22 protein-coding genes and 2 pseudogenes are annotated in these 20,872 nt (G+C 56.8%); 9 read left to right on the top strand and 15 right to left on the bottom strand.

From position 1 onward, the window contains the following. Window positions 1–43 precede the first annotated feature (43 nt). Window positions 44–1,525, top strand: coding sequence for an anthranilate synthase component I (gene trpE / locus OYW20_RS23605; RefSeq protein WP_268798272.1), 1,482 nt, complete (start codon window positions 44–46; stop codon window positions 1,523–1,525). Between the two features lie 105 nt (window positions 1,526–1,630). Here the strand turns inward: trpE and estP are convergent, their stop codons facing one another. Next, window positions 1,631–3,571, bottom strand: a complete 1,941-nt coding sequence (gene estP / locus OYW20_RS23600; RefSeq protein WP_268798271.1) for an esterase EstP — start codon at window positions 3,569–3,571, stop codon at window positions 1,631–1,633. 639 nt (window positions 3,572–4,210) lie between these two features. Here estP and OYW20_RS23595 point away from each other — a divergent pair. After that, window positions 4,211–4,360: pseudogene (locus tag OYW20_RS23595) on the top strand (Arm DNA-binding domain-containing protein); the annotation flags it as partial. Window positions 4,361–4,575: 215 nt separating this feature from the next. Here OYW20_RS23595 and OYW20_RS23590 read toward each other — a convergent pair. The 6 genes and pseudogenes from OYW20_RS23590 to OYW20_RS23565 form a co-directional block, all read right to left on the bottom strand. Continuing rightward, entirely contained in the window at window positions 4,576–4,818 is a 243-nt protein-coding gene (locus OYW20_RS23590; protein WP_268798270.1) for an acyl carrier protein, read from the bottom strand. A 148-nt stretch (window positions 4,819–4,966) separates the two neighbouring features. Beyond that, window positions 4,967–5,812: a DNA cytosine methyltransferase gene (locus tag OYW20_RS23585; RefSeq protein ID WP_268798269.1), complete on the bottom strand. Its 846-nt coding sequence runs from the start codon at window positions 5,810–5,812 to the stop codon at window positions 4,967–4,969. Further along, complete coding sequence (locus OYW20_RS23580) at window positions 5,779–5,973, bottom strand: Com family DNA-binding transcriptional regulator (protein WP_268798268.1); 195 nt, start codon at window positions 5,971–5,973, stop codon at window positions 5,779–5,781. Before OYW20_RS23580 ends, OYW20_RS23585 begins: the two co-directional genes overlap by 34 nt. 137 nt (window positions 5,974–6,110) lie before the next feature. Next, window positions 6,111–6,677, bottom strand: a complete 567-nt coding sequence (locus tag OYW20_RS23575) for a tail fiber assembly protein (RefSeq protein ID WP_268798267.1) — start codon at window positions 6,675–6,677, stop codon at window positions 6,111–6,113. Between the two features lie 11 nt (window positions 6,678–6,688). Continuing rightward, window positions 6,689–7,312 (bottom strand): annotated as a pseudogene (locus OYW20_RS23570) (phage tail protein); the annotation flags it as partial. Between the two features lie 521 nt (window positions 7,313–7,833). Then, window positions 7,834–8,103, bottom strand: a complete 270-nt coding sequence (locus OYW20_RS23565; protein WP_268798265.1) for a hypothetical protein — start codon at window positions 8,101–8,103, stop codon at window positions 7,834–7,836. A 417-nt stretch (window positions 8,104–8,520) separates the two neighbouring features. Between OYW20_RS23565 and OYW20_RS23560 the strand changes: the two genes are divergently transcribed. Genes OYW20_RS23560 through OYW20_RS23545 form a run of 4 tightly spaced genes read left to right on the top strand, consistent with a single transcriptional unit; the run spans window position 8,521 to window position 11,738 of the window. After that, window positions 8,521–9,120: an aminodeoxychorismate/anthranilate synthase component II gene (locus OYW20_RS23560; RefSeq protein ID WP_268798264.1), complete on the top strand. Its 600-nt coding sequence runs from the start codon at window positions 8,521–8,523 to the stop codon at window positions 9,118–9,120. A gap of 15 nt (window positions 9,121–9,135) precedes the next feature. Beyond that, window positions 9,136–10,185 carry an anthranilate phosphoribosyltransferase gene (trpD, locus tag OYW20_RS23555; protein WP_268801218.1) on the top strand — a complete coding sequence of 350 codons (1,050 nt, stop codon included), beginning with the start codon at window positions 9,136–9,138 and terminating at the stop codon, window positions 10,183–10,185. Further along, complete coding sequence (gene trpC, locus OYW20_RS23550; RefSeq protein WP_268798263.1) at window positions 10,182–11,018, top strand: indole-3-glycerol phosphate synthase TrpC; 837 nt, start codon at window positions 10,182–10,184, stop codon at window positions 11,016–11,018. Before trpD ends, trpC begins: the two co-directional genes overlap by 4 nt. Before the next feature lie 24 nt (window positions 11,019–11,042). After that, entirely contained in the window at window positions 11,043–11,738 is a 696-nt protein-coding gene (locus OYW20_RS23545; protein ID WP_268798262.1) for a lipoate--protein ligase family protein, read from the top strand. 24 nt (window positions 11,739–11,762) lie between these two features. Here OYW20_RS23545 and crp read toward each other — a convergent pair whose 3' ends face one another. Beyond that, entirely contained in the window at window positions 11,763–12,407 is a 645-nt protein-coding gene (gene crp, locus OYW20_RS23540; RefSeq protein ID WP_268798261.1) for a cAMP-activated global transcriptional regulator CRP, read from the bottom strand. A gap of 205 nt (window positions 12,408–12,612) precedes the next feature. On the opposite strand from crp, the gene OYW20_RS23535 reads away from it, so the two are divergent. After that, window positions 12,613–13,035, top strand: coding sequence for an OsmC family protein (locus OYW20_RS23535; protein ID WP_093468752.1), 423 nt, complete (start codon window positions 12,613–12,615; stop codon window positions 13,033–13,035). Between the two features lie 86 nt (window positions 13,036–13,121). On the opposite strand, the gene coq7 is transcribed toward OYW20_RS23535, so the two are convergent. The 5 genes from coq7 to hemJ all read right to left on the bottom strand — a co-directional run bounded on the left by coq7 (window position 13,122) and on the right by hemJ (window position 16,549). Beyond that, a complete protein-coding gene (gene coq7, locus OYW20_RS23530; RefSeq protein WP_268798260.1) occupies window positions 13,122–13,769 on the bottom strand; it encodes a 2-polyprenyl-3-methyl-6-methoxy-1,4-benzoquinone monooxygenase in 648 nt (215 codons plus the stop codon). A 123-nt stretch (window positions 13,770–13,892) separates the two neighbouring features. Beyond that, window positions 13,893–14,231, bottom strand: coding sequence for a histidine triad nucleotide-binding protein (locus tag OYW20_RS23525; protein WP_268798259.1), 339 nt, complete (start codon window positions 14,229–14,231; stop codon window positions 13,893–13,895). Between the two features lie 84 nt (window positions 14,232–14,315). Further along, the gene (locus OYW20_RS23520) at window positions 14,316–15,101 is read right to left on the bottom strand and encodes an SDR family NAD(P)-dependent oxidoreductase (RefSeq protein ID WP_268798258.1); all 786 of its coding nucleotides are present in this window, start codon (window positions 15,099–15,101) and stop codon (window positions 14,316–14,318) included. 57 nt (window positions 15,102–15,158) lie between these two features. Further along, a complete protein-coding gene (locus OYW20_RS23515; protein WP_268798257.1) occupies window positions 15,159–16,073 on the bottom strand; it encodes a DUF805 domain-containing protein in 915 nt (304 codons plus the stop codon). Window positions 16,074–16,123: 50 nt separating this feature from the next. Further along, window positions 16,124–16,549, bottom strand: coding sequence for a protoporphyrinogen oxidase HemJ (gene hemJ / locus OYW20_RS23510; RefSeq protein ID WP_268798256.1), 426 nt, complete (start codon window positions 16,547–16,549; stop codon window positions 16,124–16,126). 134 nt (window positions 16,550–16,683) lie between these two features. Between hemJ and argC the strand changes: the two genes are divergently transcribed. Further along, the gene (gene argC / locus OYW20_RS23505) at window positions 16,684–17,718 is read left to right on the top strand and encodes an N-acetyl-gamma-glutamyl-phosphate reductase (protein ID WP_268798255.1); all 1,035 of its coding nucleotides are present in this window, start codon (window positions 16,684–16,686) and stop codon (window positions 17,716–17,718) included. Window positions 17,719–17,870: 152 nt separating this feature from the next. Continuing rightward, window positions 17,871–18,221: an iron-sulfur cluster insertion protein ErpA gene (gene erpA, locus OYW20_RS23500; RefSeq protein WP_268798254.1), complete on the top strand. Its 351-nt coding sequence runs from the start codon at window positions 17,871–17,873 to the stop codon at window positions 18,219–18,221. A 65-nt stretch (window positions 18,222–18,286) separates the two neighbouring features. Here erpA and OYW20_RS23495 read toward each other — a convergent pair whose 3' ends face one another. Continuing rightward, the gene (locus tag OYW20_RS23495) at window positions 18,287–19,378 is read right to left on the bottom strand and encodes an anhydro-N-acetylmuramic acid kinase (RefSeq protein ID WP_268798253.1); all 1,092 of its coding nucleotides are present in this window, start codon (window positions 19,376–19,378) and stop codon (window positions 18,287–18,289) included. Between the two features lie 3 nt (window positions 19,379–19,381). Next, window positions 19,382–20,812, bottom strand: a complete 1,431-nt coding sequence (locus OYW20_RS23490; RefSeq protein ID WP_268798252.1) for a peptidoglycan DD-metalloendopeptidase family protein — start codon at window positions 20,810–20,812, stop codon at window positions 19,382–19,384. Between the last annotated feature and the right edge of the window lie 60 nt (window positions 20,813–20,872).

Here is a 20,872-nt window from a genome sequence, read left to right as displayed (position 1 = left end):
TTGCACTCCTGACCGTTTTTATCCTCTCACCACGAGGCTGCTCATGAACCGTGAAAAATTCCTGCGTTTGGCTGCTGAAGGCTACAACCGCATTCCGCTTGCCTACGAAACCCTGGCCGACTTCGACACCCCGCTGTCGATCTATCTGAAACTCGCCGACGAGCCAAACTCCTATTTGCTGGAGTCTGTACAAGGTGGCGAGAAGTGGGGCCGTTATTCGATCATCGGCTTGCCGTGCCGTACGGTAATGCGCGCCCACGAGCACCACATCAGCGTGACCCTGGATGGCGTTGAAATCGAAAGCCTCGAAGCCGAAGACCCTTTGGCTTTCGTCGAAGAATTCAAGGCGCGTTACAACGTCCCGACCATTCCCGGCCTGCCGCGCTTCAATGGCGGGCTGGTCGGCTATTTCGGTTACGACTGCGTGCGTTATGTGGAAAAGCGCCTCGGTGCTTGCCCCAACCCTGATCCACTGGGCGTGCCGGACATCCTGTTGATGGTCTCCGACGCCGTCGTCGTTTTCGACAACCTGGCCGGCAAGATGCACACCATCGTGCTGGTTGATCCGGCCCAGCCAGACGCGTACGAAGGTGGCTTGGCACGTCTTGAGACACTGATGGAGAAATTGCGTCAGCCGATCACGCCGCGCCGAGGCCTGGACCTTAGCCGGCCGCAAGCTGCCGATCCTGTATTCCGCTCCAGTTTCACCCAGAGCGACTACGAAAAAGCTGTCGATACCATCAAGGAATACATCCTCGCTGGCGACTGCATGCAGGTGGTCCCGTCGCAGCGGATGTCCATCGACTTCAAAGCCGCCCCGATTGATCTATATCGCGCGCTGCGTTGCTTCAACCCGACGCCTTATATGTACTTCTTCAACTTCGGTGACTTCCATGTCGTCGGCAGTTCGCCGGAAGTGCTGGTGCGCGTCGAAGACAACCTGATCACCGTGCGCCCGATTGCAGGTACTCGCCCTCGTGGCGCGACCGAGGAAGCGGACTACGCGCTGGAAGTGGACTTGCTGTCTGACGACAAGGAAATCGCCGAGCACTTGATGCTGATTGATCTAGGCCGTAACGACACCGGTCGTGTGTCGGAAGTCGGCTCGGTGAAACTCACCGAGAAGATGGTGATCGAGCGTTACTCTAACGTGATGCACATCGTTTCCAATGTCACCGGCCAACTGAAAAGTGGGCTGACGGCAATGGACGCGCTGCGAGCGATTTTGCCGGCAGGCACATTGTCGGGAGCGCCGAAGATTCGCGCGATGGAAATCATCGACGAGCTGGAGCCGGTCAAGCGCGGCGTATACGGCGGAGCAGTGGGCTATCTAGCGTGGAATGGCAACATGGACACCGCGATTGCGATCCGCACCGCTGTTATCAAGGATGGCGAGCTGCACGTTCAAGCGGGTGGCGGCATCGTCGCGGACTCGGTGCCCGCGCTGGAATGGGAAGAGACGCTGAACAAGCGTCGGGCGATGTTCCGCGCTGTGGCGCTGGCCGAGCAAACGCCGGAAGGCTAATGAGGCAACTGTAGGAGCGCGCTTGCCCGCGAACGGGGTGGGTCAGACGACTAATTCGCCACAGGCAAACCGCCATCGCGGGCAAGCGCGCTCCTACAGATCGGTTCAGAAGTCCAGACTCAGCGCCAGATTCAATCCTTGCTGCGTCACATCATCATTTTTGCGCCAGCTGTAACCTGCGCGCAGGGTCAAATCTTTCGCCAGTTGCTGACTCACACCAAGGCTGGCTCGATTCAGGCTGCGTTGCGGCTCATATCCCTTCAGATTGAAATCGATCCCCGGCACGCTGTTCAGTGCAATCGTCACGTCCTGCTGATCGTTATCGAACTCCCGCTCATGGGCAACCTCGCCGAACACCTGCGTTCGCGGGGTCACGTCGAACTTGCCCTGCAAGCCTGCGCCGAGCCGTTTCGAGCGACGGACCTGGTCGTCGAATGACAACGCTGTTGAGCGACTGCCTTTCTCCGAATAGCCATCGACCTCTATGTGCGAATAGTCAGCACTGATGAATGGTGAGAAATGCCAGCGACTGGCCGGCTCGGCAATATCGAAACCCACCCGGCCACTGAGTGCCCATAGGTTGCCATCGGTACCGCCTTTCTCGGCGCCTTCGCTGACACCGAGCGCGAACTTGCGCTTGAGGTTGTCGTAATCCTGCTTGCCGCCCGAAGCAGCTAAATCGGCCCACCAGTGATTCGCCTGAAATTGCACAAATGCCGTCGCGATGTAGCTGTTGAGTTTGTAGTCCGAATCCCGCGGTCCCGCTTCCAGCGTCTGCCGATAAGCACCCGCCACCAGACCTGCACGCCAGTCCTCGGCAAAACGGTAGCTACCGCCGACCGTGACGTTGTAGCCATGCCCATCAGCGTTAGCGGAATTACCTTGCGCATCGAAATCCATTTTCTGACCGCCACCTGCGACGATACCGCGCCACTGTCCGACGCCCTGCCAGTTGCTCCAGTCCGCCAGCCACTGGCTGCGCAGTTCATCTTGTTGCGCGCGCAGTGTGCCGGTGGCCATTTCCGGCAGCAGGGTGATTTCCCATGGCGCCGACAGGATTGAATAGCCGTAGTCGGCGATCAGTAACTGGCCCGCAACGGTCGGATGAACGCCGTCGTTGAACAGCAGTTTGGTCGGGTCTGGCGTGGCGCTGTTGATCCCGAACGTGGCGTTTTCCCGACAGCTATTACCGCTGAAGCACGTACTCACCAGGTTCTGATTAGCCGCCAGGCGATAGCGCGCCGGGTCTGCCACGACTTCGCTCAGTAAACCGGGGACGTTGAGCGGGATGATTTGCGCGTCGACCTGGCTGAGCCGTGCAATCAGCTGTTGATTGAAAACACCACTGAGCAACGTCGAGGGTTGCTGAAGGGGCGTACCAAAAACGGCGGGCGTCAGGCCGATGTCCGGCAGCAACCAGACCATGATGTACCGCGCGCCTGCTTGCTGCAGAGCTTGAGCGCCGTTGGCGAGATTGTTCGCCGCCGCCACGGCCTGACCCGCGCTCAGCACCCGGCCCTGCAAGAAATCATTACCGCCGCCGGTCAGGTAGTACAACGCGTTCGGATCGGCCTGGAAGTTGTTGGCCACCAGATAACCCGGCCGCTCGCGCAAGACTGTTTCAATTCCAGTGGTGCTATCAGTGGTGGCGACCTGGGATTGTGTCGTGATGGCCTCCAGTATCTGGTCGGTCCTGTCGCCGCCCACGGCCCAGTTGTTGCCGTCGCCCAGCCCCAGCGCCTGACGAACCGGTGAGGTGGATGACGCAAGATCGCCCGGTGCAACGCCTAGCATTCCACCCAGCAATGTTGACGAGTTCAGGCCGTAGATTTCACCGCTGCCATTTCGATACGCAGGACCGGTCCTATTGGTGAAGCGAAGAGTCGCGCCTTGTGGACCGCCAACATCGGGGAATTGCCCTGCATCGGCTAGGCTGTCGCCAAACACAACCATCGTGGAATAAGGGGAGGAGGCTGCCGTCGCAGATGAGCAGGCAAGTGTTAACAGGCACGCCGCGAACGGCAATGAGAGAGAGAGCTTGGGCATCGCGTAGTCCTTGTTTTTATATTGAGTCCGTACGACAAGGTAGCAGCCACCCGCAAGGTCGCCAGCAGCGGGCGCGTTTGGCACGAAGATTCTGTGCCGTACGAGGGGGCCCAACTGCATGGTGTGAGGACGAATCACACGCCGATCACCTGCGCCGCCTGCCGCCGGGACACTGTGATATTGCACGGTATGCGTCGGTACGCTACTGTGCCGCAACGTATAAATGAGACCTTTCCTGTGTCTATTGTCAGCAAATTCTTGATGTGCGTTATCAAGGCTCACGCCCGTTGGCGTTGGCGCGCCTGACTATTTCCCTGCCGGCCATGCCGGACCTGTATTGATATGCCTTCTGAAGTTCTGGATTGACCGCCTCGCCCGATAACCTCCGGCGACCACAATGGCGGATAAAACTGCGAGCATGAAACAGGCAAGGCATCGTTGAAGTCAGACATTCAAAAGGTTGAGCACACATGCTGCTGATGATCGATAACTATCATCAGTGTCCATGCGCATCCGTTGGCGGCCAATAAGGCCCGCATTTGCTCGGTCAGACATCCCCTTCCATCCGTATCCGTCCGCGCTTAAGCGCCGACATCCTAAGAAAATGCGGGTATCATTTCGCCGATACCCCATACCCTCATGGCCCTCACCGATATCAAAATACGCCAGGCAAAGCCTGGTGCAACAGCTATCAAGTTGACCGACAGCGCCGGATTGTTCCTGGAGATCCGGCCGAACGGCTCCAAGCTTTGGCGCTACCGGTTTCGAATCGCCGGTAAGGAAAACACAGGCTGCCGCGCGCGTAGTGTTGTAGCGTTAAGGCCTACAGATGGCGAGCGGATCACGGCGATGGCGGGTGATGTAAAGCTCTTCTCCAGAAACAAAAAAACCAGCATTGAGGGGGTGCAGGTGAGGATTGCTGTTATCGCGGGTTATCGCGAGCCAATGGTGTCTGGCTTGTTTATTTAGAAGGGCTGTATCGCACAGCCCATCTCGATAGCTTCTCAGCGGGGGTTTTTTTTGAAAACCAAATCGATTACTTCACCAACTGTCAGGATATCTTTACCTTCGTCTTCAGCTATCTTAATGCCGAACTCCTCTTCCAAGGCGATCGCTATCTCTACTACGTCGAGTGAGTCAGCACCCAAGCTGTAGATGCCCGATGTCTCAGAAACGTTCCTTTCATCCACAGCAAGGTATTTAGCGATAATTTTCTTAGTCCTGGAAGCAACCTCGGCCTTGTCCATAGCACACCTCTTTTTTCGTTGATTGAGTACAACATTCCGAATTCTCCCCTCGATAGCCTTGCCGGACAACTGTCAGAAATGACAGGTTTTGCTCAAACCCTTGCCATTTCGATGACCGGCACTGTGTTGTAAATCAGGCATTCAGGTTTTAACCCGCACTCATGAGCTTGCGCGCGATCCACTCCGCGACCTGCGGCACAACGGCGTTTCCGGCACTGAAAGCCTCCGCAAGGTTGGCCGCATCCAGTCCGAGGCAAAGCCCATCAGTTTCAGACGCTCGCTGCCGCTTAACCATCTGATCCCATCTGTTCGGCTCAGAGACGAAAGTGGTACAGCCCAGAGCGATCTGTGATCCGGCTTTGTTTGCCAGGAGAGTATTGGCAGCCCAGGCATCCGCCGGCACTGGCCAGGGTGTCGCGCTAGACGCTGGAGATATTGCGTCCACTGGCGCGGCGTCAGCCAGCAAGTCCATGGGGGGCATTTGTCCACGACCTGCGACCAGGAATAGGCGACGACGCTGCTGGGGGACTCCGAAATACTGAGCATTAAGCACTCGCCAGAGTCCCACATACCCGCAGTCCGCAAGGGCCCTGATGACTGTCTCAAAGTCTTCGCTATCGTTGACTGCGAGCAGGTTAACGACATTCTCAAGCACCACCCAGCGGGGTTGTATTTCCTTGAGGATGCGTATGACTTCCCAGAATAAACCGCTGCGCTCGCCACGCAGGCCGCGCTTGTCTTTGTTGGTGGATCGGGCGCCGGCGAGGCTGATGTCCTGGCAGGGGAATCCGCCAGTGACGCCGTCGACAGGGGTGAGGTTGTGGGCGCCGCACTCTCGGACGTCGTCAAATCGCTGTGCGTGGGGAAATCGATCGGCAAGGACAGCCCGGTTAACGGGGTTGAGTTCCACTTGCCAGGCGGTGCTGAAGCCTGCATTTTCGAATCCAAGGTCAAAGCCTCCTATGGCTGCGAACAGGCTTCCAATGGTGGGCATCCAGATGTTCCTGTGGTGGGATGCTCATGGCGTTCTGGCAGGAGGCTCGGGGCCTTCAGGTGATTAAGCGTCCGACAGCGCGGGCACTTGATTTGCAGTTCGGTGAAGCCGCTGGCCGCAGCGAGCTTGCGGGCGCATTGGCCACAGCGTATTTCAATCATCTAGGCAAACCTTTGGCATCTGATAGGCTCTCTGTCGCTCGCGCGTGAGCAGAGGGCCTTGGCTGGTTTGCAGGTTGGTGCTGCGGACTGGCGGTCAGCTCAGGTGCTCGAACACCTGGGCTGGCCGTCCTCTTTCTTTACCGGGCGTAGCGGGTTTCCGGCGGGGCCGGCCATTGGATGTCTGACGGGAAGCCCTCCTGGTCCTCGATACGGTTGAGCTCGATTCGATAGCTCTTCCATTGCAACAGGGCGGCTTTTTCCTGCGCAGTGGCCTTGTCTAACTCAACCGCATCCTCCAACGGCGCGATACGTATCGCGGCTTTGCCCAACAACTCGTCGACACCGGCCAACGCCTGGTGTGTTTCTGCGGCAGTCTTCGCCTGGGCATCCAACTGCCAGTGATCGTTCTGCCAGACGTGATACGGGCCAGGCCATGTTATGCGGGCGTAGACCGGGGGCAGCTCCCCGGGCAGAGTCCATTCGAGCCTGGCGCCGGTCTCGGTGTGAAACACCGTACCGCGCTGATCGGGCACCTGTTGTGCCGACTCGTTGCACCACACCCACACCTCACCGGGCGCCGGATCTGGCAACACAGCTTCAAGCTCCCGTGCATTGCCAGGCAACTGGATACCCATTCCAGGGACAACAGCGCATTCGACCGGCCCGACCATCAGGGTTGTTTCTTCAATTAGGTAGATAGCCATTTCTTCAGTTCTCAGATCATTTTTATGCGGCCCGGGTACGCAATGTTGCGCGGCCTGAAGCGTATCCATGTGTTGATCGGGTAAATGCCATCAATGGCAGCAGTGCCCATGATCAGGTTATCCGTGACCCTGGGATGAAGCTCAGAGGAGCCTGACGGAACGCGCGCGCCCGGGGGCATTTGTCCTCCTGGTCCCCCATTGCTGATACGCCCGTCGTCACTTGCGAACGCAGTGCCAATCGCAAAAACACCCTCGGAAAGATCTGAGCCGCTCCACTCCTGAGCCGTCGTCCGGATCCACGTGCCGTCCTGCCATGAACCCGCCAGCCGCGAACTGTCCACCCCACGGCTTTCGTCGAGGACACGGAGCATTTCGCCGCGTATCTCGGGGGCTCTGAAGGTGAGCTTGCCATCACCGCTCGTCCAGTCACCTTCGTTCCCGGCACGGGCGGCTTCGGATACCGTCATTGCGGACTTCTGCGCGTGGTCCCATAGCCACGGCCATTCAGCGCGTACCAGCAGTGGACCATTTGGTGCGCCATAGCCACGGGGTGGAAACTCAACGGTGGTTTCCATCACCGGGCGCCCGAGCGGCGTGCTGTCATACCGTCCGATCGGCCACCAGCTTCCGTTGGCAGACACAGGCGAATCTCGGAGTCGGCTCGGGAAAAGGGTAAGTTTTTTATTCTGGGGGCGTAGGCTTGCGCAACTGCCCGTATTTGCTGGGCTGGAGAACTAACACTGAGGGGTTATGAATAGTAATGGTCACAGTTATTTTTCCATAACTGTATGTTTTTGAAGAACTTTATTTTCTGACGTAGCTAACGTCTATAAGGGTTAGTAAATTCACTATTCATAACCTAAACGCTAACTTAAGCAGCCTATCTCAAAGGCCCAAAAAACGAAGGTCTCAGGCCAGTGCAGTGGAAACAAGCAAAAAGTATGTGAGCACTGACGCACAGAGACTATACGTTGAAAACTGTATTTCCTTGTAGGCGCTTTGAAGCCAGTCAGTTTTTGCAACTAGCTTATGTCTAGCGAGGATATGAGCATCCTGACAAGACAACGCCATCGCGTGATACCTAGTGACTATGTCTTTGTCTGCGGCTAAATCATTCACATCCTCGCCTATTTCCACCCTCGGGCTGTCCGCTAGCTTAAGGCTGTTGAAAATCCTGAACCAAGCTGAGAACAGCGCCACGAAGGTCACAACTGACAAAATTACAAACACCCATCCGCCCCACCCAGCTGAGGCCAATGGCAGTACGCGCCTCGCTGCTGTATTGATGAGAGCGGTGTAAGCGGCAATCCCGGAAACTCAAAATGCTCAGAAAACGGCTCGCCTTCTCATCGAGTTTTTTGTAACGATCAAGCTCCTCGTCCAGCGCTTTTTTTGAAAGCTCATACAAGAATTTGTATTTCTCCATTTCGTCCTCGCAAGACCCCGCATCAGGAACGACTGCAACCGCACGCTTATTTGAATGGTCGGTACCCGTAAATTGGGTGGCTTCGCAGATCAATGTCGGTTATCAGGTTGTATCGTACAATGATATTGCACCGTGTGATTCGGTAAGCTAATGTCCCGAAACGTATAGATGAGATCCCTCTCGTGACTACAGTCAGCACACTCTTGATTCGCGCCACCAAGGTTCACGCCCGTTGGCGCTGGCGCGCCTGACTTTTCTCTAGCCAGATCTTCCGGCCGCCGTAACGCCTTGCCTTCAGCCCGTGATCCATGCCGCCAGAAAAGCGCTTCGCAGCGTCTGAAAAAGCGGGTAGTAATGCGGGTATTTATTTTGATAGGCTTGAATAAAAGTCAACAAATTCAAGAGGTTAATCGCAAAATGCTGCTGATGATCGATAACTACGACTCTTTTACCTATAACGTCGTGCAGTACCTGGGCGAGCTGGGCGCCGACGTTAAAGTGATTCGCAACGACGAACTGACCATCTCTGAAATCGAGGCGCTGAACCCTGAGCGCATTGTCGTTTCCCCCGGCCCTTGCACCCCGAATGAAGCCGGTGTTTCGCTGGACGTGATCAAGCATTTTGCGGGCAAGCTTCCGGTCCTCGGTGTCTGCCTCGGCCATCAGTCCATTGGCCAGGCGTTTGGCGGTGACGTGGTCCGCGCGCGTCAGGTGATGCACGGCAAGACCAGCGATCTCATTCACGAAGACCAAGGCGTGTTCGAAGGTTTGAAGCACCCGCTGACGGTGACGCGATATCACTCGTTGGTGGTCAAGCGCGAAACCTTGCCCGAGTGCCTGGAAGTCACTGCCTGGACCCAGCTTGAAGACGGCTCGGTCGATGAAATCATGGGCCTGCGTCACAAGACGCTGAACGTCGAGGGCGTGCAGTTTCACCCCGAGTCGATTCTTTCCGAGCAGGGCCATGAGCTGTTTGCCAACTTCCTCAAGCAAACCGGCGGCACCCGTCAGGGTTAAGGACACGCAATGGCTATCGATATCAAAACCGCGCTGGGCCGGGTTGTTAATCAACTGGATCTGAGCACGGAAGAAATGAGCGACGTCATGCGCGAGATCATGACCGGCCAATGCACCCAGGCGCAGATCGGCGCGTTCCTGATGGGCATGCGGATGAAGAGTGAAAGCATCGACGAGATCGTCGGCGCGGTCTCGGTCATGCGGGAGCTGGCGGACAAGGTTGAACTTAAAACCCTTGATGGCGTGGTCGACATCGTCGGCACCGGCGGCGACGGTGCGAACATATTCAACGTTTCAACGGCGTCTGCCTTCGTCATTGCGGCCGCCGGCTGCACAGTTGCCAAACACGGCAATCGAGCGGTATCAGGCAAAAGTGGTAGCGCGGACTTACTGGAGGCGGCAGGTGTTTACTTGAACCTGACCCCGGTACAAGTGGCGCGCTGCATCGAGAGTGTCGGCATCGGGTTCATGTTCGCTCAAACGCACCACGGCGCCATGAAACATGCAGCCGGGCCGCGTAAAGAGTTGGGGCTGCGCACGCTGTTTAACATGCTCGGCCCGCTGACCAATCCTGCCGGGGTCAAGCATCAGGTGGTCGGCGTTTTCAGTCAGGCGTTGTGCCGTCCATTGGCAGAAGTATTGCTGCGCATGGGCAGCAAGCACGTTTTGGTGGTTCATTCTCAGGACGGGCTGGATGAGTTCAGTCTCGCTGCGCCGACGTTTGTAGCGGAACTCAAGAACGGCGAAGTGACCGAATACTGGGTGCAGCCCGAAGACTTAGGTATAAAGAGCCAGAGCTTGTTCGGTCTGGTGGTTGAAAGCCCCGCTCAATCGCTGGAGTTGATCCGCGATGCGCTGGGCCGACGCAAGACGGAACAGGGTCAGAAAGCGGCGGAGATGATCGTGCTCAACGCGGGTGCCGCGCTCTACGCCGCCGATCATGCGTCTTCGTTGAAGGAAGGTGTGGCGTTGGCCCACGACGCGTTGCACACCGGATTGGCTCGGGAAAAACTGGAAGAGCTGGGTGCCTTTACCGCGGTATTCAAGCAGGAGAATGAAGAATGAGTGTACCGACGGTTCTGGAAAAGATTCTGGCCCGCAAGGCTGAAGAGATCGCTGAGCGCCAGGCGCGTGTCAGCATGTCTGACCTGCACAGCCTGATCGCGATGGCCGACGCGCCGCGCGGTTTTGCTCAAGCGCTGATTGACCAGGCCAAGCGCAAGCAGCCGGCGGTCATCGCTGAAATCAAAAAAGCTTCGCCAAGCAAAGGCGTTATCCGCGAGCATTTCATGCCCGCCGAGATTGCCAAAAGTTATGAAACAGGCGGCGCAACGTGCTTGTCCGTGTTGACCGACATCGACTTCTTCCAGGGCGCGGATGCGTACCTCAAGGAAGCACGCTCGGCCTGTTCGCTGCCGGTGATTCGCAAGGACTTCATGATCGATCCTTACCAGATCATCGAGTCGCGCGCGTTGGGTGCTGATTGCATTCTGTTGATCGTTTCTGCGCTCGATGACGTGAAATTGGCAGAGCTGGCTTCGGTCGCCAAAGACGTAGGGCTGGATGTGTTGGTTGAAGTGCACGACGGCGACGAACTCGAGCGCGCGTTGAAAACGCTCGATACGCCACTGATCGGCATTAACAACCGCAACCTGCACACCTTCGAAGTCAGCCTCGAAACCACGCTTGATCTGTTGCCACGTATTCCACGTGATCGGTTGGTGGTTACCGAAAGTGGCATCCTGAACCGCGCAGATGTCGAACTGATGGAAATCAGCGATGTTTATGCCTTCCTGGTTGGCGAGACATTCATGCGTGCTGAAATCCCGGGAATGGAGTTGCAGCGTTTGTTTTTCCCTGAGAAGGCTCTGCCGGTCAAGGCCAAGACACCGGACTGAGCCGTTATCAACAGGGATTTGCGTATGACCGTCCGGATCACCGACGTCTGCACCGAAGCAGGCTTGGAAGCCGAGCAGGACTTGCTTGCTTCTGTCTGCGCCGGTGATGCCGATTACGGTTTGCTGTTCTGGCGTCCGAACGATCAAGCATTGGTCATGCCGCGTCGGCTGAGTCGCCTCTCGGGCTTCACTGAGGCCTGCGAAACCCTTTCCGATATCGGTTGGCCAGTGCTCCTGCGCGAAAGCGGGGGCGAGCCGGTGCCTCAATCTTTCGCCACGCTCAACGTTGCATTGGTGTACGCACAGCCTGCATTGGATTTGGATAAAGACCGCATCGAAACCGCGTATCTACGCCTGTGTTCGCCGATACTTGATGCACTTAGAGTGTTGGGCGGCGATGCGTCGCTGGGCGAGGTGGAAGGCGCGTTTTGCGACGGTCGGTTCAACGTCAATCTCAATGGTCGTAAGATGGTCGGCACCGCGCAGCGCTGGCGCCAGAGCCAGGGCGGCAAACGGCCAGTGGTGTTGGCTCACGGTGCCATTCTGCTGGATAACCAGCGCGCCGAAATGGTGAGCGCCGTTAACCGTTTCAATCAGCTATGCGAGCTGGACCAGCGTTGCAGTGCTGGGAGCCATATCGCGCTCAACGAAGTGTTTGAGTCGGCAGAGTTTCTGTCGTTGGTCGGCAAGGGGTACGAGCGTCTAATTTCCGAACTGTAGAAAATGTTTCATCGCAGATGCCGCTCAGCGTGTGCCGAACACCACCATGGTCTTGCCTCTGACATGTACCAGTTTCTGTTCCTCAAGGGCCTTGAGGACACGTCCAACCATCTCTCGTGAACATCCCACGATACGGCCGATTTCCTGACGCGTGATTTTGATCTGCATCCCGTCGGGGTGGGTCATGGCGTCCGGTTGCTTGCACAACTCCAGCAAGCTGCGCGCGACACGTCCCGTCACATCGAGAAACGCAAGATCGCCTACCTTTCGTGTGGTGTTGCGCAAACGCTCAGCCATCTGCCCACCAATTGCGTGCATCAGTTCAGGATCCTGAAGACTGAGTTCGCGGAACCTGGCGTAGCTGATCTCGGCAATCTCGCATTCCGTTTTGGCGCGCACACAGGCGCTTCGCTGAATGTCGGCACTGGGCGGCTGGAACAGTCCTAACTCGCCGAAGAAATCTCCGGTGTTGAGGTAGGCAACGATCATCTCCCGGCCGTCCGTGTCCTCAATCGAAATCGTCACCGAACCTTTGATAATCAGGTACAGCGACTCAGAGTGATCACCAGCAGCGATGATGTTGGTTTTTGCAGCACAACGGCGCCGTTGGGCATGAGGAAGGAGCTTGTCGATTATTTTGGGTTTGGTGGTAAGGCTCATGGCAACCATGGCTGTATCCCGTCAAAAAACTGCGCCCTTGAGGCATTCTTAGTGGTATCGGCAGTGTTTATGATTTCCCGCAGGCTCTGCCGATCATTTCTCGATGTTTTCAGAAATCTCCTACATTAGCTGCGCGCCGCTACCCGGGGTCATCCAGCGCGCTCGTGACCCTGTGCTAAGCTGACCGCCTTTTTCAGGCAGTGGAGTGGTGGCGATGAAGGCACGCATCCAATGGGCGGGCGAAGCCATGTTTCTGGGCGAATCCGGCAGCGGTCATGTAGTGGTGATGGACGGACCTCCGGAAAGCGGCGGTCGTAATCTTGGCGTACGGCCAATGGAGATGGTGCTGATCGGCCTCGGTGGTTGCAGCAACTTTGACGTGGTGAGCATTCTGAAGAAAGCGCGTCAGCCAATCGAAAGCTGCGAGGCGTTTCTGGAAGCTGAGCGTGCGACCGAAGACCCGAAGGTTTTCACAAAGATCCACCTGCATTTCGTGGTCAAGGGTCGGGGTCTGAAGGAGACCCAGGTCAAGCGTGCCATTGAGTTGTCGGCCGAGAAGTATTGCTCCGCCTCCATCATGCTGGGCAATGCGGGTGTCGAAATCACCCACGATTACGAAATCATCGAGCTGGGGTGAGCCAGCCATAGGCGGAACACGTCGGCTGAATGAAGAAAGGCGCCTGATTGGGCGCCTTTCTCGTTTTTGCGTGTGCGGTTACACCATCAAATTCGGTACGCGCTCTTGGTCATGACCTTGGCCAATATGCTCATGCCGAACTTCACGGGTGCCGGAAAGCGAAAGCCTCCCGCGTCCAGCGCACTTTCCGCATGGTGGGCTTCGTCAGCATGCATCTGTTCAAGGATCGCGCGTGATTTCTTGTCTTCAACCGGCAGTTGGACCAAGTGCTCGTTCAAGTGTTTGCACACCTGATGTTCTGTCGCAGCGACGAAACCCAGGCTGACCCTGTCGCTGATCAATCCGGCAACAGCGCCCATCCCGAACGACATGCCGTAGAAAAGCGGGTTCAGCACGCTGGTATGGCTGCCCAGTTGATGGATGCGTTGTTCGCACCAGACCAGATGGTCTACTTCTTCCTCGGCGGCGTGCTCCATCGCCTTGCGCACCTGAGGCAACTTGGCGGTCAGTGCCTGGCCTTGATAGAGCGCCTGCGCACAGACTTCGCCGGTGTGGTTGATGCGCATAAGGCCTGCGACGTGTCGGGTGTCGACATCGCTCATTTTGGTGTCGGGCTGAACAATGGCGGGGGAGGGACGATGGGCGTGCGCGCTGGAAGGCAGCAGCGTCTTCATCGCAGCGTCGGCCTGCAGCAGCAAGCGGTCTATAGGGGAGTAGTGACGTTCGGTAGCCATGGGCACCTCCGGATAATTCCACGGCGGCCAGTCTACCGCAATCGTGAAGGCAAAACGTGAAGCGCAACAGCTCGCCGGGCCCGTCAACCTGCACCGGCGGCCATGTGCGCCTGGACGTGCAACTCAGCCCGGGGGCCAGGTCATCTGGCGCTTGCCGAGCACGTGCATGTGAATGTGATAGACGGTCTGTCCGCCTTTCTCGTTGGTGTTCATGACCACTCGAAAGCCGTCTTCGCAACCAAGCTCTTTGGCCAGACGCTGAGCGGTGTACAGGATATGACCCAGAAGACCTTTGTCTTCCTCAGTGACGTCGTTGAGTGTTGGTATGACTTTTTTCGGGATGACCAGAAAGTGTACCGGCGCTTGCGGGGCTATGTCGTGAAAGGCCAGCACCTGGTCGTCTTCGTAAATGATCTTCGCCGGGATTTCGCGGTTGATGATCTTTGTGAACAGAGTCTCCACAGCATCTTGCTCCGTTTTCAGTTGTTGATTGGCCTGAGTGTAATGAGCGAGCCGGATCGTGCCAGCCGTTTTCGTCTACAGCGCTCAGGGCGTGAGTCTTGATTTGAGGATCGAGCCCCAGATTTTTCGGCTCATCCAGCGTGTACCTAATTTAGGCGCGCGGGTGATCAACCTGTTGCGCCAGCCCGGGATGATCACTGCGCGGTTCTTCTCCAGCGCTCGCACGGTATACAGCGCGACTTCTTCAGCGGTCAGGGTGTTGGCGTTGGTGAATCTGTCGGCTTCAAGTTGCGCTGTGCGGAAAAATCCGGTGCGGGTCGGGCCGGGGCACAGGACTGAAATTTTTACGCCGGTCTTTTTGAGTTCTTCACGCAGGCCTTCCGAAAAGTGCAGCACATAGGCTTTGCTCGCGGCATACGTACTCATCCATGGGCCGGGTTGAAATCCCATGATCGACGCGACATTGAGTATTTGCCCGCCGCCCTGGACCGCCATCAGATTGCCGACGGTGTGGCACAAGCGGGTAAGGGCGAGCACGTTGATATCCAGCAAGTCCTGTTCCTGCGCCCACTCCTGAGCTAGAAAAGGCCCACTGTTGCCAATGCCTGCGCAATTGACCAGCAGATCAATCTTGCGCTCGCCGTCTTCCAGTTCTAGCAAAAAACCCGAAAGCCGCAGTGGCTCGCCCAGATCGCAAGCACGAAACAACACTTCGACACCGAAGCGTTGGGTGAACTCAAGGGCGATGCTCTCGAGCATATCCCGTTGGCGGGCCACGAGGATCAGGCTGCGACCCCGGCGAGCCAGTGCTTCGGCCATGGCCAGGCCAATACCACTGGATGCGCCTGTGATCAGGGCGTAACGGGTCATGCAGTTCTCCAGTTCGGGTGTTGCGCGCAGCGAAGCAGCGTCCTTGCTGATAGGGTGTTAACGATCATCGTCGGAAGATTCGGCAGAGCTGGAAGGATCGGCAGGCTGCGAAGCGTCGCTATCGGAATCTTCATCGTATGGCAGAGCCTGTTCATATTCGCTGGTGGTGATCTCCACTTCATCTTTGAACGTCTGAACCCCGCCCATCAGCACACCTAAAAACGTAATAGCGATGACCACCAACCATAGTGAGGCCAGAATTTTCACCGACCTGCTGTTAGGCGGCTGCGGAGCGCCGTATTGGTTGGCGCCGTTGTTGCCTGGCACCACCATCATCAGAAACGGAAAAAAACTGCCCACGAAAGGCACCAGATTGAGCAACAGCAGCCAGGCAGACCAACCCGCGTCGTGCAGGCGCTGAGCGCCGATCTGAATGCTGATGACGATCAACGCGACAACCGCAATCGACCCCAACAGGCCGCCCGCGATCAGCGACATATTCATGATCGTCATGCAAAGCGCACCCACGACCAAGGCCACCAACATCAGCACCATGCTCCACGCCAGATAGCGCAGGCGTCCGATGCGTCCTTGCACGGTAAACACGTTTAATTCGCCGACGCCTGTCCAGTCGCTCGCCGGAGCAGCGCGCGGCGGCGCATAAGGCGAGGAGGTCGAAGATTCAAAGCGAGGCTGCTCAACAGCCGGTTCTTCGATTTCTTCCAGCGTGAGGGCGATGGGTGCTTCGCTTTCTATCCGGGCCTGAACCCCGGCGCCGTTCAGCGCACCCAGGTAGCGCTCCGCTTCCTCGTGAGTCAGACCGCGCTTTACCGTCACGGGCCTACCGTAGAAAAGTCGGTCGATTGCCGCGACGTCACTTTTAAACAACTGGGCCAGATTGAGCTTTGCGGTTTGCGGCTCGACGCCCTCGCGCAACTCCCCTTCGAAAACGATTTTGAAGTGTTCTGCCATTCTCGGCTTCCTTGTCTGGGGTTGATTACGCGTTCATCGAATGTCTGTCATCAAAACGGTTTGACGACGACCAGAATGACCACTGCCAGTAGTATCAAAACGGGTATTTCATTAAACCAGCGGTAGAACACATGGCTGCGGCCGTTTTCACCGCGCGCGAAGCGTTTGACCTGCGCGCCACATACGTGGTGGTAGCCAATCAGCAAGACCACCAATGTCAGTTTGGCGTGCAGCCATCCTTGGGACATATAGCCAGGTACCAGAATGACCAGCCAGATGCCGAATACCAGGGTCGCGATCATCGCGGGGCCCATGATGCCTCTGTAGAGCTTGCGCTCCATCACGCAAAAGCGCTCGCGGCTAACGGCATCTTCGCTCATGGAGTGGTAAACAAAGAGTCGGGGCAGATAGAAAAGGGCTGCAAACCAGCAGACCATCGAGACAATGTGAAGCGCTTTTATCCACAGATAGAGCATTTTTTGGTTTCCCAGGTTCACGGTGAGCCAAATAGTAGTGGGTTGTGAGTCCGTACGTCACGTTCGCGGTTGTCCCGAAGGCTGTACGCTCCTATTATCGACCGCTTTCCAGTTGGATCGTTAAGGGGCAGTTCATGGTCAAGGTCGGTATCGTCGGCGGCACGGGTTACACCGGCGTCGAGTTGCTGCGTCTTCTCGCACAGCATCCAGAGGCGCAAGTGGTGGCAATTACTTCGCGCTCCGAGGCAGGACTGCCAGTCGCTGATATGTACCCGAACCTGCGAGGCCATTATGACGGTCTGGCGTTCAGCGTGCCGGATGCCAAGGTGCTGGGTGCCTGCGACGTGGTGTTCTTCGCCACCCCGCATGGCGTGGCGCACGCATTGGCTGGCGAGTTGTTGAAGGCGGGCACCAAGGTTATCGACTTGTCCGCCGATTTTCGTCTGGCCGATCCGGTGGAATGGGCCAAGTGGTACCACCAACCGCACGGCGCGCCTGAATTGCTTGATGAGGCGGTCTATGGTCTGCCAGAGGTTAATCGCGAGAAAATCCGCGGCGCGCGTTTGATCGCGGTCCCGGGTTGCTATCCCACGGCCGCTCAGCTCGGCTTTCTGCCGTTGCTCGAAGCGGGCCTGGCTGACCCAAGCCGCTTGATTGCCGACTGCAAATCCGGTGTCAGCGGGGCAGGGCGTGGTTTGAGTGTGGGTTCGCTTTACGCCGAGGCCAGCGAAAGCTTTAAGGCATATGCCGTAAAAGGTCATCGTCACTTGCCTGAAATCAGCCAGGGATTGCGTCGCGCAGCAGGCGGCGATGTAGGCCTGACGTTCGTGCCGCATCTGGTGCCAATGATTCGTGGCATTCATGCAACGTTGTATTCGACCGTTGTCGACAGATCGGTTGATCTGCAAGCGTTGTTCGAGAAGCGCTACGCCGACGAGCCGTTCGTTGATGTAATGCCTGCCGGCAGTCATCCGGAAACCCGTAGCGTGCGTGGCGCCAATGTTTGCCGCATTGCTGTGCACCGCCCGCAGGATGGGGATCTGGTTGTGGTCTTGTCGGTCATCGACAACCTGGTCAAGGGAGCGTCTGGGCAGGCCGTGCAAAACATGAACATCATGTTTGAGCTGAATGAGCGTCTGGGCCTGTCTCATGCGGGGATGTTGCCGTAACGACGGCCTCAAGCCGTTAGCTACAAGCGGATGGCCTTTGCTTTCAGCTTGTCGCTTACCGCTGCTCGCTAATAGTTGACCGATTTTCTAGGAGAAGCGGATAATGCGCGTCATTACGCATTACGACGGCTTAACGCCGGGAGAAACTTAGCATGAGCGTCGAATCTTTCACTCCTACCGCTCTGGAATTCACCCACGGTGCAGCGCACAAGGTGAAAACCCTGGTCGATGAAGAGGGCAATGATCGCCTCAAGTTGCGTGTGTTCGTGACGGGCGGTGGCTGCTCTGGTTTTCAATATGGCTTTACGTTCGATGAAGACGTTGCCGACGACGACACGATTGTTGAGCGCGAAGGCGTCAGTCTGGTGGTTGATCCTATGAGCTTCCAGTATCTGGCAGGCGCAGAGGTCGATTATCAAGAAGGGTTGGAGGGTTCACGTTTCGTGATTAAAAATCCTAACGCTGCTACCACATGTGGTTGTGGCTCGTCGTTCTCTATCTGATTGTCGAAAGCTGGAACTGAAAACGCCGCGCAGATGCGCGGCGTTTGTGTGTGTGGTTTAGTGACTCAGGCTGGGAAGATCGCGCCGAGTACCCGCAGCCCCTTGGCGCCCGTTACGCTTGGCCGGTTGGCCGGTACGCCTTCCAGCGCGCAGTGCGCAAGCCAGGCAAATGCCATGGCTTCTACCCAGTCTGGATCAACACCAAACTCAGCCGTGCTGCTCACTTTGGTCTCAGGCAGTAGTGCTGCCAAACGGTCCATCAATGCCTTGTTATGCGCGCCGCCACCACAGACCAGCAGTTCTTTGGTCTCGGCCTGTGCCGATTGAAGCGATTCGGTGATGCTCAGGGCGGTGACTTCCAGCAGCGTAGCCTGAACATCTTCGGGTTTCAGCGTGGGCAACTGGAACAGATGATGGCGAACCCAGTTCAGGTTGAAGACTTCACGGCCCGTGCTTTTAGGGCCTCGGGTCTGAAAGAACTGATCGCTCATCAGAGATTTCAGCAGAGCTGGATCGACTTTGCCGCTGGCAGCCCATGCGCCATCTTTGTCGTAACTGTGTCCGCGCTGGGCTTGTATCCAGGCATCTAGCAAGATGTTTCCGGGGCCAGAGTCGAATCCTGAAACCGGTTTGTCGATCTCAATCAGGCTCAGGTTACTGAAACCACCGATATTGAGGACTGCACGGTGATCCTTGTTGTCATCAAACAGGGCTTCATGAAAAGCCGGTACCAGTGGGGCGCCTTGGCCGCCAGCCGCGATATCGCGCTTGCGAAAGTCGCTAACCACTGTGATGCCGGTCAGTTCTGCCAGCAGCGCCGGGTTGCCAATTTGTACGGTGAATCCCCTCGCCGGTTCGTGACGAATTGTCTGGCCATGGCTACCTATTGCGCGGATCTCGCCAGCAGAAACGTTCTGCTGATCCAGTAGCGCGAGAACACCTTGGGCAGCCAATCGCACCCACTTCTGCTCTGCAATACCCGCACGGGCGAGTTCGTCCGGGCCGCTTGCGCACAAGCCAAGCAGCTCTGCGCGCAGGTCATCGGGCATGGGGATGTAATAGGTGCCGAGCAGACGCGGTCGGTCATCCTGTTGAACGAGTGCGAAGTCGAGTCCATCAAGACTGCTTCCAGACATAACACCTACATATAGAGTCATAGGTCAGCGCTTACTCGAGGCCAGCATGGTGGCCTTTTCCTGGTCCATGCGAGCCATCAGGGGTTGGCTTTCTTGCATGAACCGCTGTTTTTCGGACTTGGCTATCGGATCCGCCATAGGCAGCTTCTGCCCAAGCGGATCTACGTGTACACCGTTTACCTGGAACTCATAGTGCAAATGAGGACCGGTCGACAGCCCTGTTGTACCAATATAGCCGATGACTTGACCTTGTCTGACGCTAGTTCCGGTTTGTACGCCTTTCGCAAAACCCTGCATATGGCCGTACAGCGTTCGATACGTATCGCCGTGCTGAATAATCACTGTATTGCCATAGCCGCCACGACGTCCTGCCAGGATTACCTTGCCATCGCCCGTCGCCTTGATAGGCGTACCACGGGGCGCTGCGTAATCCACGCCTTTGTGGGCGCGGATCTTGTTCAAAATCGGATGTTTGCGGCCCATGGAAAACATGGAGCTTATGCGTGCGAAGTCAACGGGTGTGCGAATGAATGCCTTGCGCATGCTGTTGCCATCAGCGGTGTAGTAATTGGTGTTGCCCTGCTTGTTGGTGTAGCGAACTGCCGAGTAGGTCTTGCCACGGTTGGTGAAGCGCGCCGACAGAATATTGCCGGTGCTGACCGTCTTGCCATTCACCACTTTCTGTTCGTAGATCACATCAAATTCGTCGCCCTTGCGGATGTCCTGCGCGAAGTCGACGTCGTAACCAAAGATCTTGGCCATGTCCATCGTCATGCTGTGGGACAGTCCGGCTCTCTGCGCGGATAGGGAGAGCGAGCTGTTTATTACGCCGTGAACGTAAGCTGTGCGCACATTTGGTTTGCTGACATCACGGGTGAAGATATAGCCCTTGTCAGTTCGCGAAACGCTGATGCTTTCAAGGTCATTCAGCTTGCTGTGGAGCTGCTTCAGATTACCGTCCGGAGATAGCTCGAACTGCAAAACCTGGCCTTTTTGCAACTGGCTGAATTGCTTGGCCTGCTTGTCGCTGGTCATTACCTCATGAACAGCCGTCGCTGGGAGGCCGACTTTTTCGAAAAGCGTAGAAAGTGTGTCGCCTTTCGCAACGACTACTTCTTTATGGTTAGCCGTTTTTGGCGCGGCTGCGTTGATCTGCTTTGCGGTCTCTGGCCCGGCCGCGGCGGTGGTGTCTGGCTCGCTTTCGCCTTCCTCGATCTGAGCGAATGGAGAACCTGCTGGTGACTCTGTGGCTTGAGACTGTTCTTGAGCGTCTTGTTCTGACTTGAGTTGGTCGACCGGTGTTTCGAGGTCGAGCGCTATGTTGGTTCTCTTCGCTTCTACGTCGCTGGAAGGGAAGACCAGAAGAGCCAGGCTGAGCAATGCTGCGATACCGCTTGCAGCCAGCAGGTGGGTCTTCGGATAAAGCGGGGGCGCTTTAGGCGGAGTGTCGTTCATAGGTAATTTTTGACTTTATATAGATGAAAAGATGAAATGGAAAAGATGAATGACATGATG

It is taken from the genome of Pseudomonas sp. BSw22131, from assembly GCF_026810445.1.
Lineage (GTDB): Bacteria > Pseudomonadota > Gammaproteobacteria > Pseudomonadales > Pseudomonadaceae > Aquipseudomonas > Aquipseudomonas huanghezhanensis.
This window is presented reverse-complemented; position numbering and strand designations above follow the sequence as displayed.

Bases quoted from the DNA above. Each gene is read 5' to 3' on its own strand.
- trpE (WP_268798272.1), top strand. From the start codon at position 44: ATGAACCGTGAAAAATTCCTGCGTTTGGCTGCTGAAGGCTACAACCGC.
- estP (WP_268798271.1), bottom strand. From the start codon at position 3,571: ATGCCCAAGCTCTCTCTCTCATTGCCGTTCGCGGCGTGCCTGTTAACA.
- OYW20_RS23590 (WP_268798270.1), bottom strand. From the start codon at position 4,818: ATGGACAAGGCCGAGGTTGCTTCCAGGACTAAGAAAATTATCGCTAAA.
- OYW20_RS23585 (WP_268798269.1), bottom strand. From the start codon at position 5,812: ATGCCCACCATTGGAAGCCTGTTCGCAGCCATAGGAGGCTTTGACCTT.
- OYW20_RS23580 (WP_268798268.1), bottom strand. From the start codon at position 5,973: ATGATTGAAATACGCTGTGGCCAATGCGCCCGCAAGCTCGCTGCGGCC.
- OYW20_RS23575 (WP_268798267.1), bottom strand. From the start codon at position 6,677: ATGGCTATCTACCTAATTGAAGAAACAACCCTGATGGTCGGGCCGGTC.
- OYW20_RS23565 (WP_268798265.1), bottom strand. From the start codon at position 8,103: ATGGAGAAATACAAATTCTTGTATGAGCTTTCAAAAAAAGCGCTGGAC.
- OYW20_RS23560 (WP_268798264.1), top strand. From the start codon at position 8,521: ATGCTGCTGATGATCGATAACTACGACTCTTTTACCTATAACGTCGTG.
- trpC (WP_268798263.1), top strand. From the start codon at position 10,182: ATGAGTGTACCGACGGTTCTGGAAAAGATTCTGGCCCGCAAGGCTGAA.
- OYW20_RS23545 (WP_268798262.1), top strand. From the start codon at position 11,043: ATGACCGTCCGGATCACCGACGTCTGCACCGAAGCAGGCTTGGAAGCC.
- crp (WP_268798261.1), bottom strand. From the start codon at position 12,407: ATGGTTGCCATGAGCCTTACCACCAAACCCAAAATAATCGACAAGCTC.
- OYW20_RS23535 (WP_093468752.1), top strand. From the start codon at position 12,613: ATGAAGGCACGCATCCAATGGGCGGGCGAAGCCATGTTTCTGGGCGAA.
- coq7 (WP_268798260.1), bottom strand. From the start codon at position 13,769: ATGGCTACCGAACGTCACTACTCCCCTATAGACCGCTTGCTGCTGCAG.
- OYW20_RS23520 (WP_268798258.1), bottom strand. From the start codon at position 15,101: ATGACCCGTTACGCCCTGATCACAGGCGCATCCAGTGGTATTGGCCTG.
- OYW20_RS23515 (WP_268798257.1), bottom strand. From the start codon at position 16,073: ATGGCAGAACACTTCAAAATCGTTTTCGAAGGGGAGTTGCGCGAGGGC.
- hemJ (WP_268798256.1), bottom strand. From the start codon at position 16,549: ATGCTCTATCTGTGGATAAAAGCGCTTCACATTGTCTCGATGGTCTGC.
- argC (WP_268798255.1), top strand. From the start codon at position 16,684: ATGGTCAAGGTCGGTATCGTCGGCGGCACGGGTTACACCGGCGTCGAG.
- erpA (WP_268798254.1), top strand. From the start codon at position 17,871: ATGAGCGTCGAATCTTTCACTCCTACCGCTCTGGAATTCACCCACGGT.
- OYW20_RS23495 (WP_268798253.1), bottom strand. From the start codon at position 19,378: ATGACTCTATATGTAGGTGTTATGTCTGGAAGCAGTCTTGATGGACTC.
- OYW20_RS23490 (WP_268798252.1), bottom strand. From the start codon at position 20,812: ATGAACGACACTCCGCCTAAAGCGCCCCCGCTTTATCCGAAGACCCAC.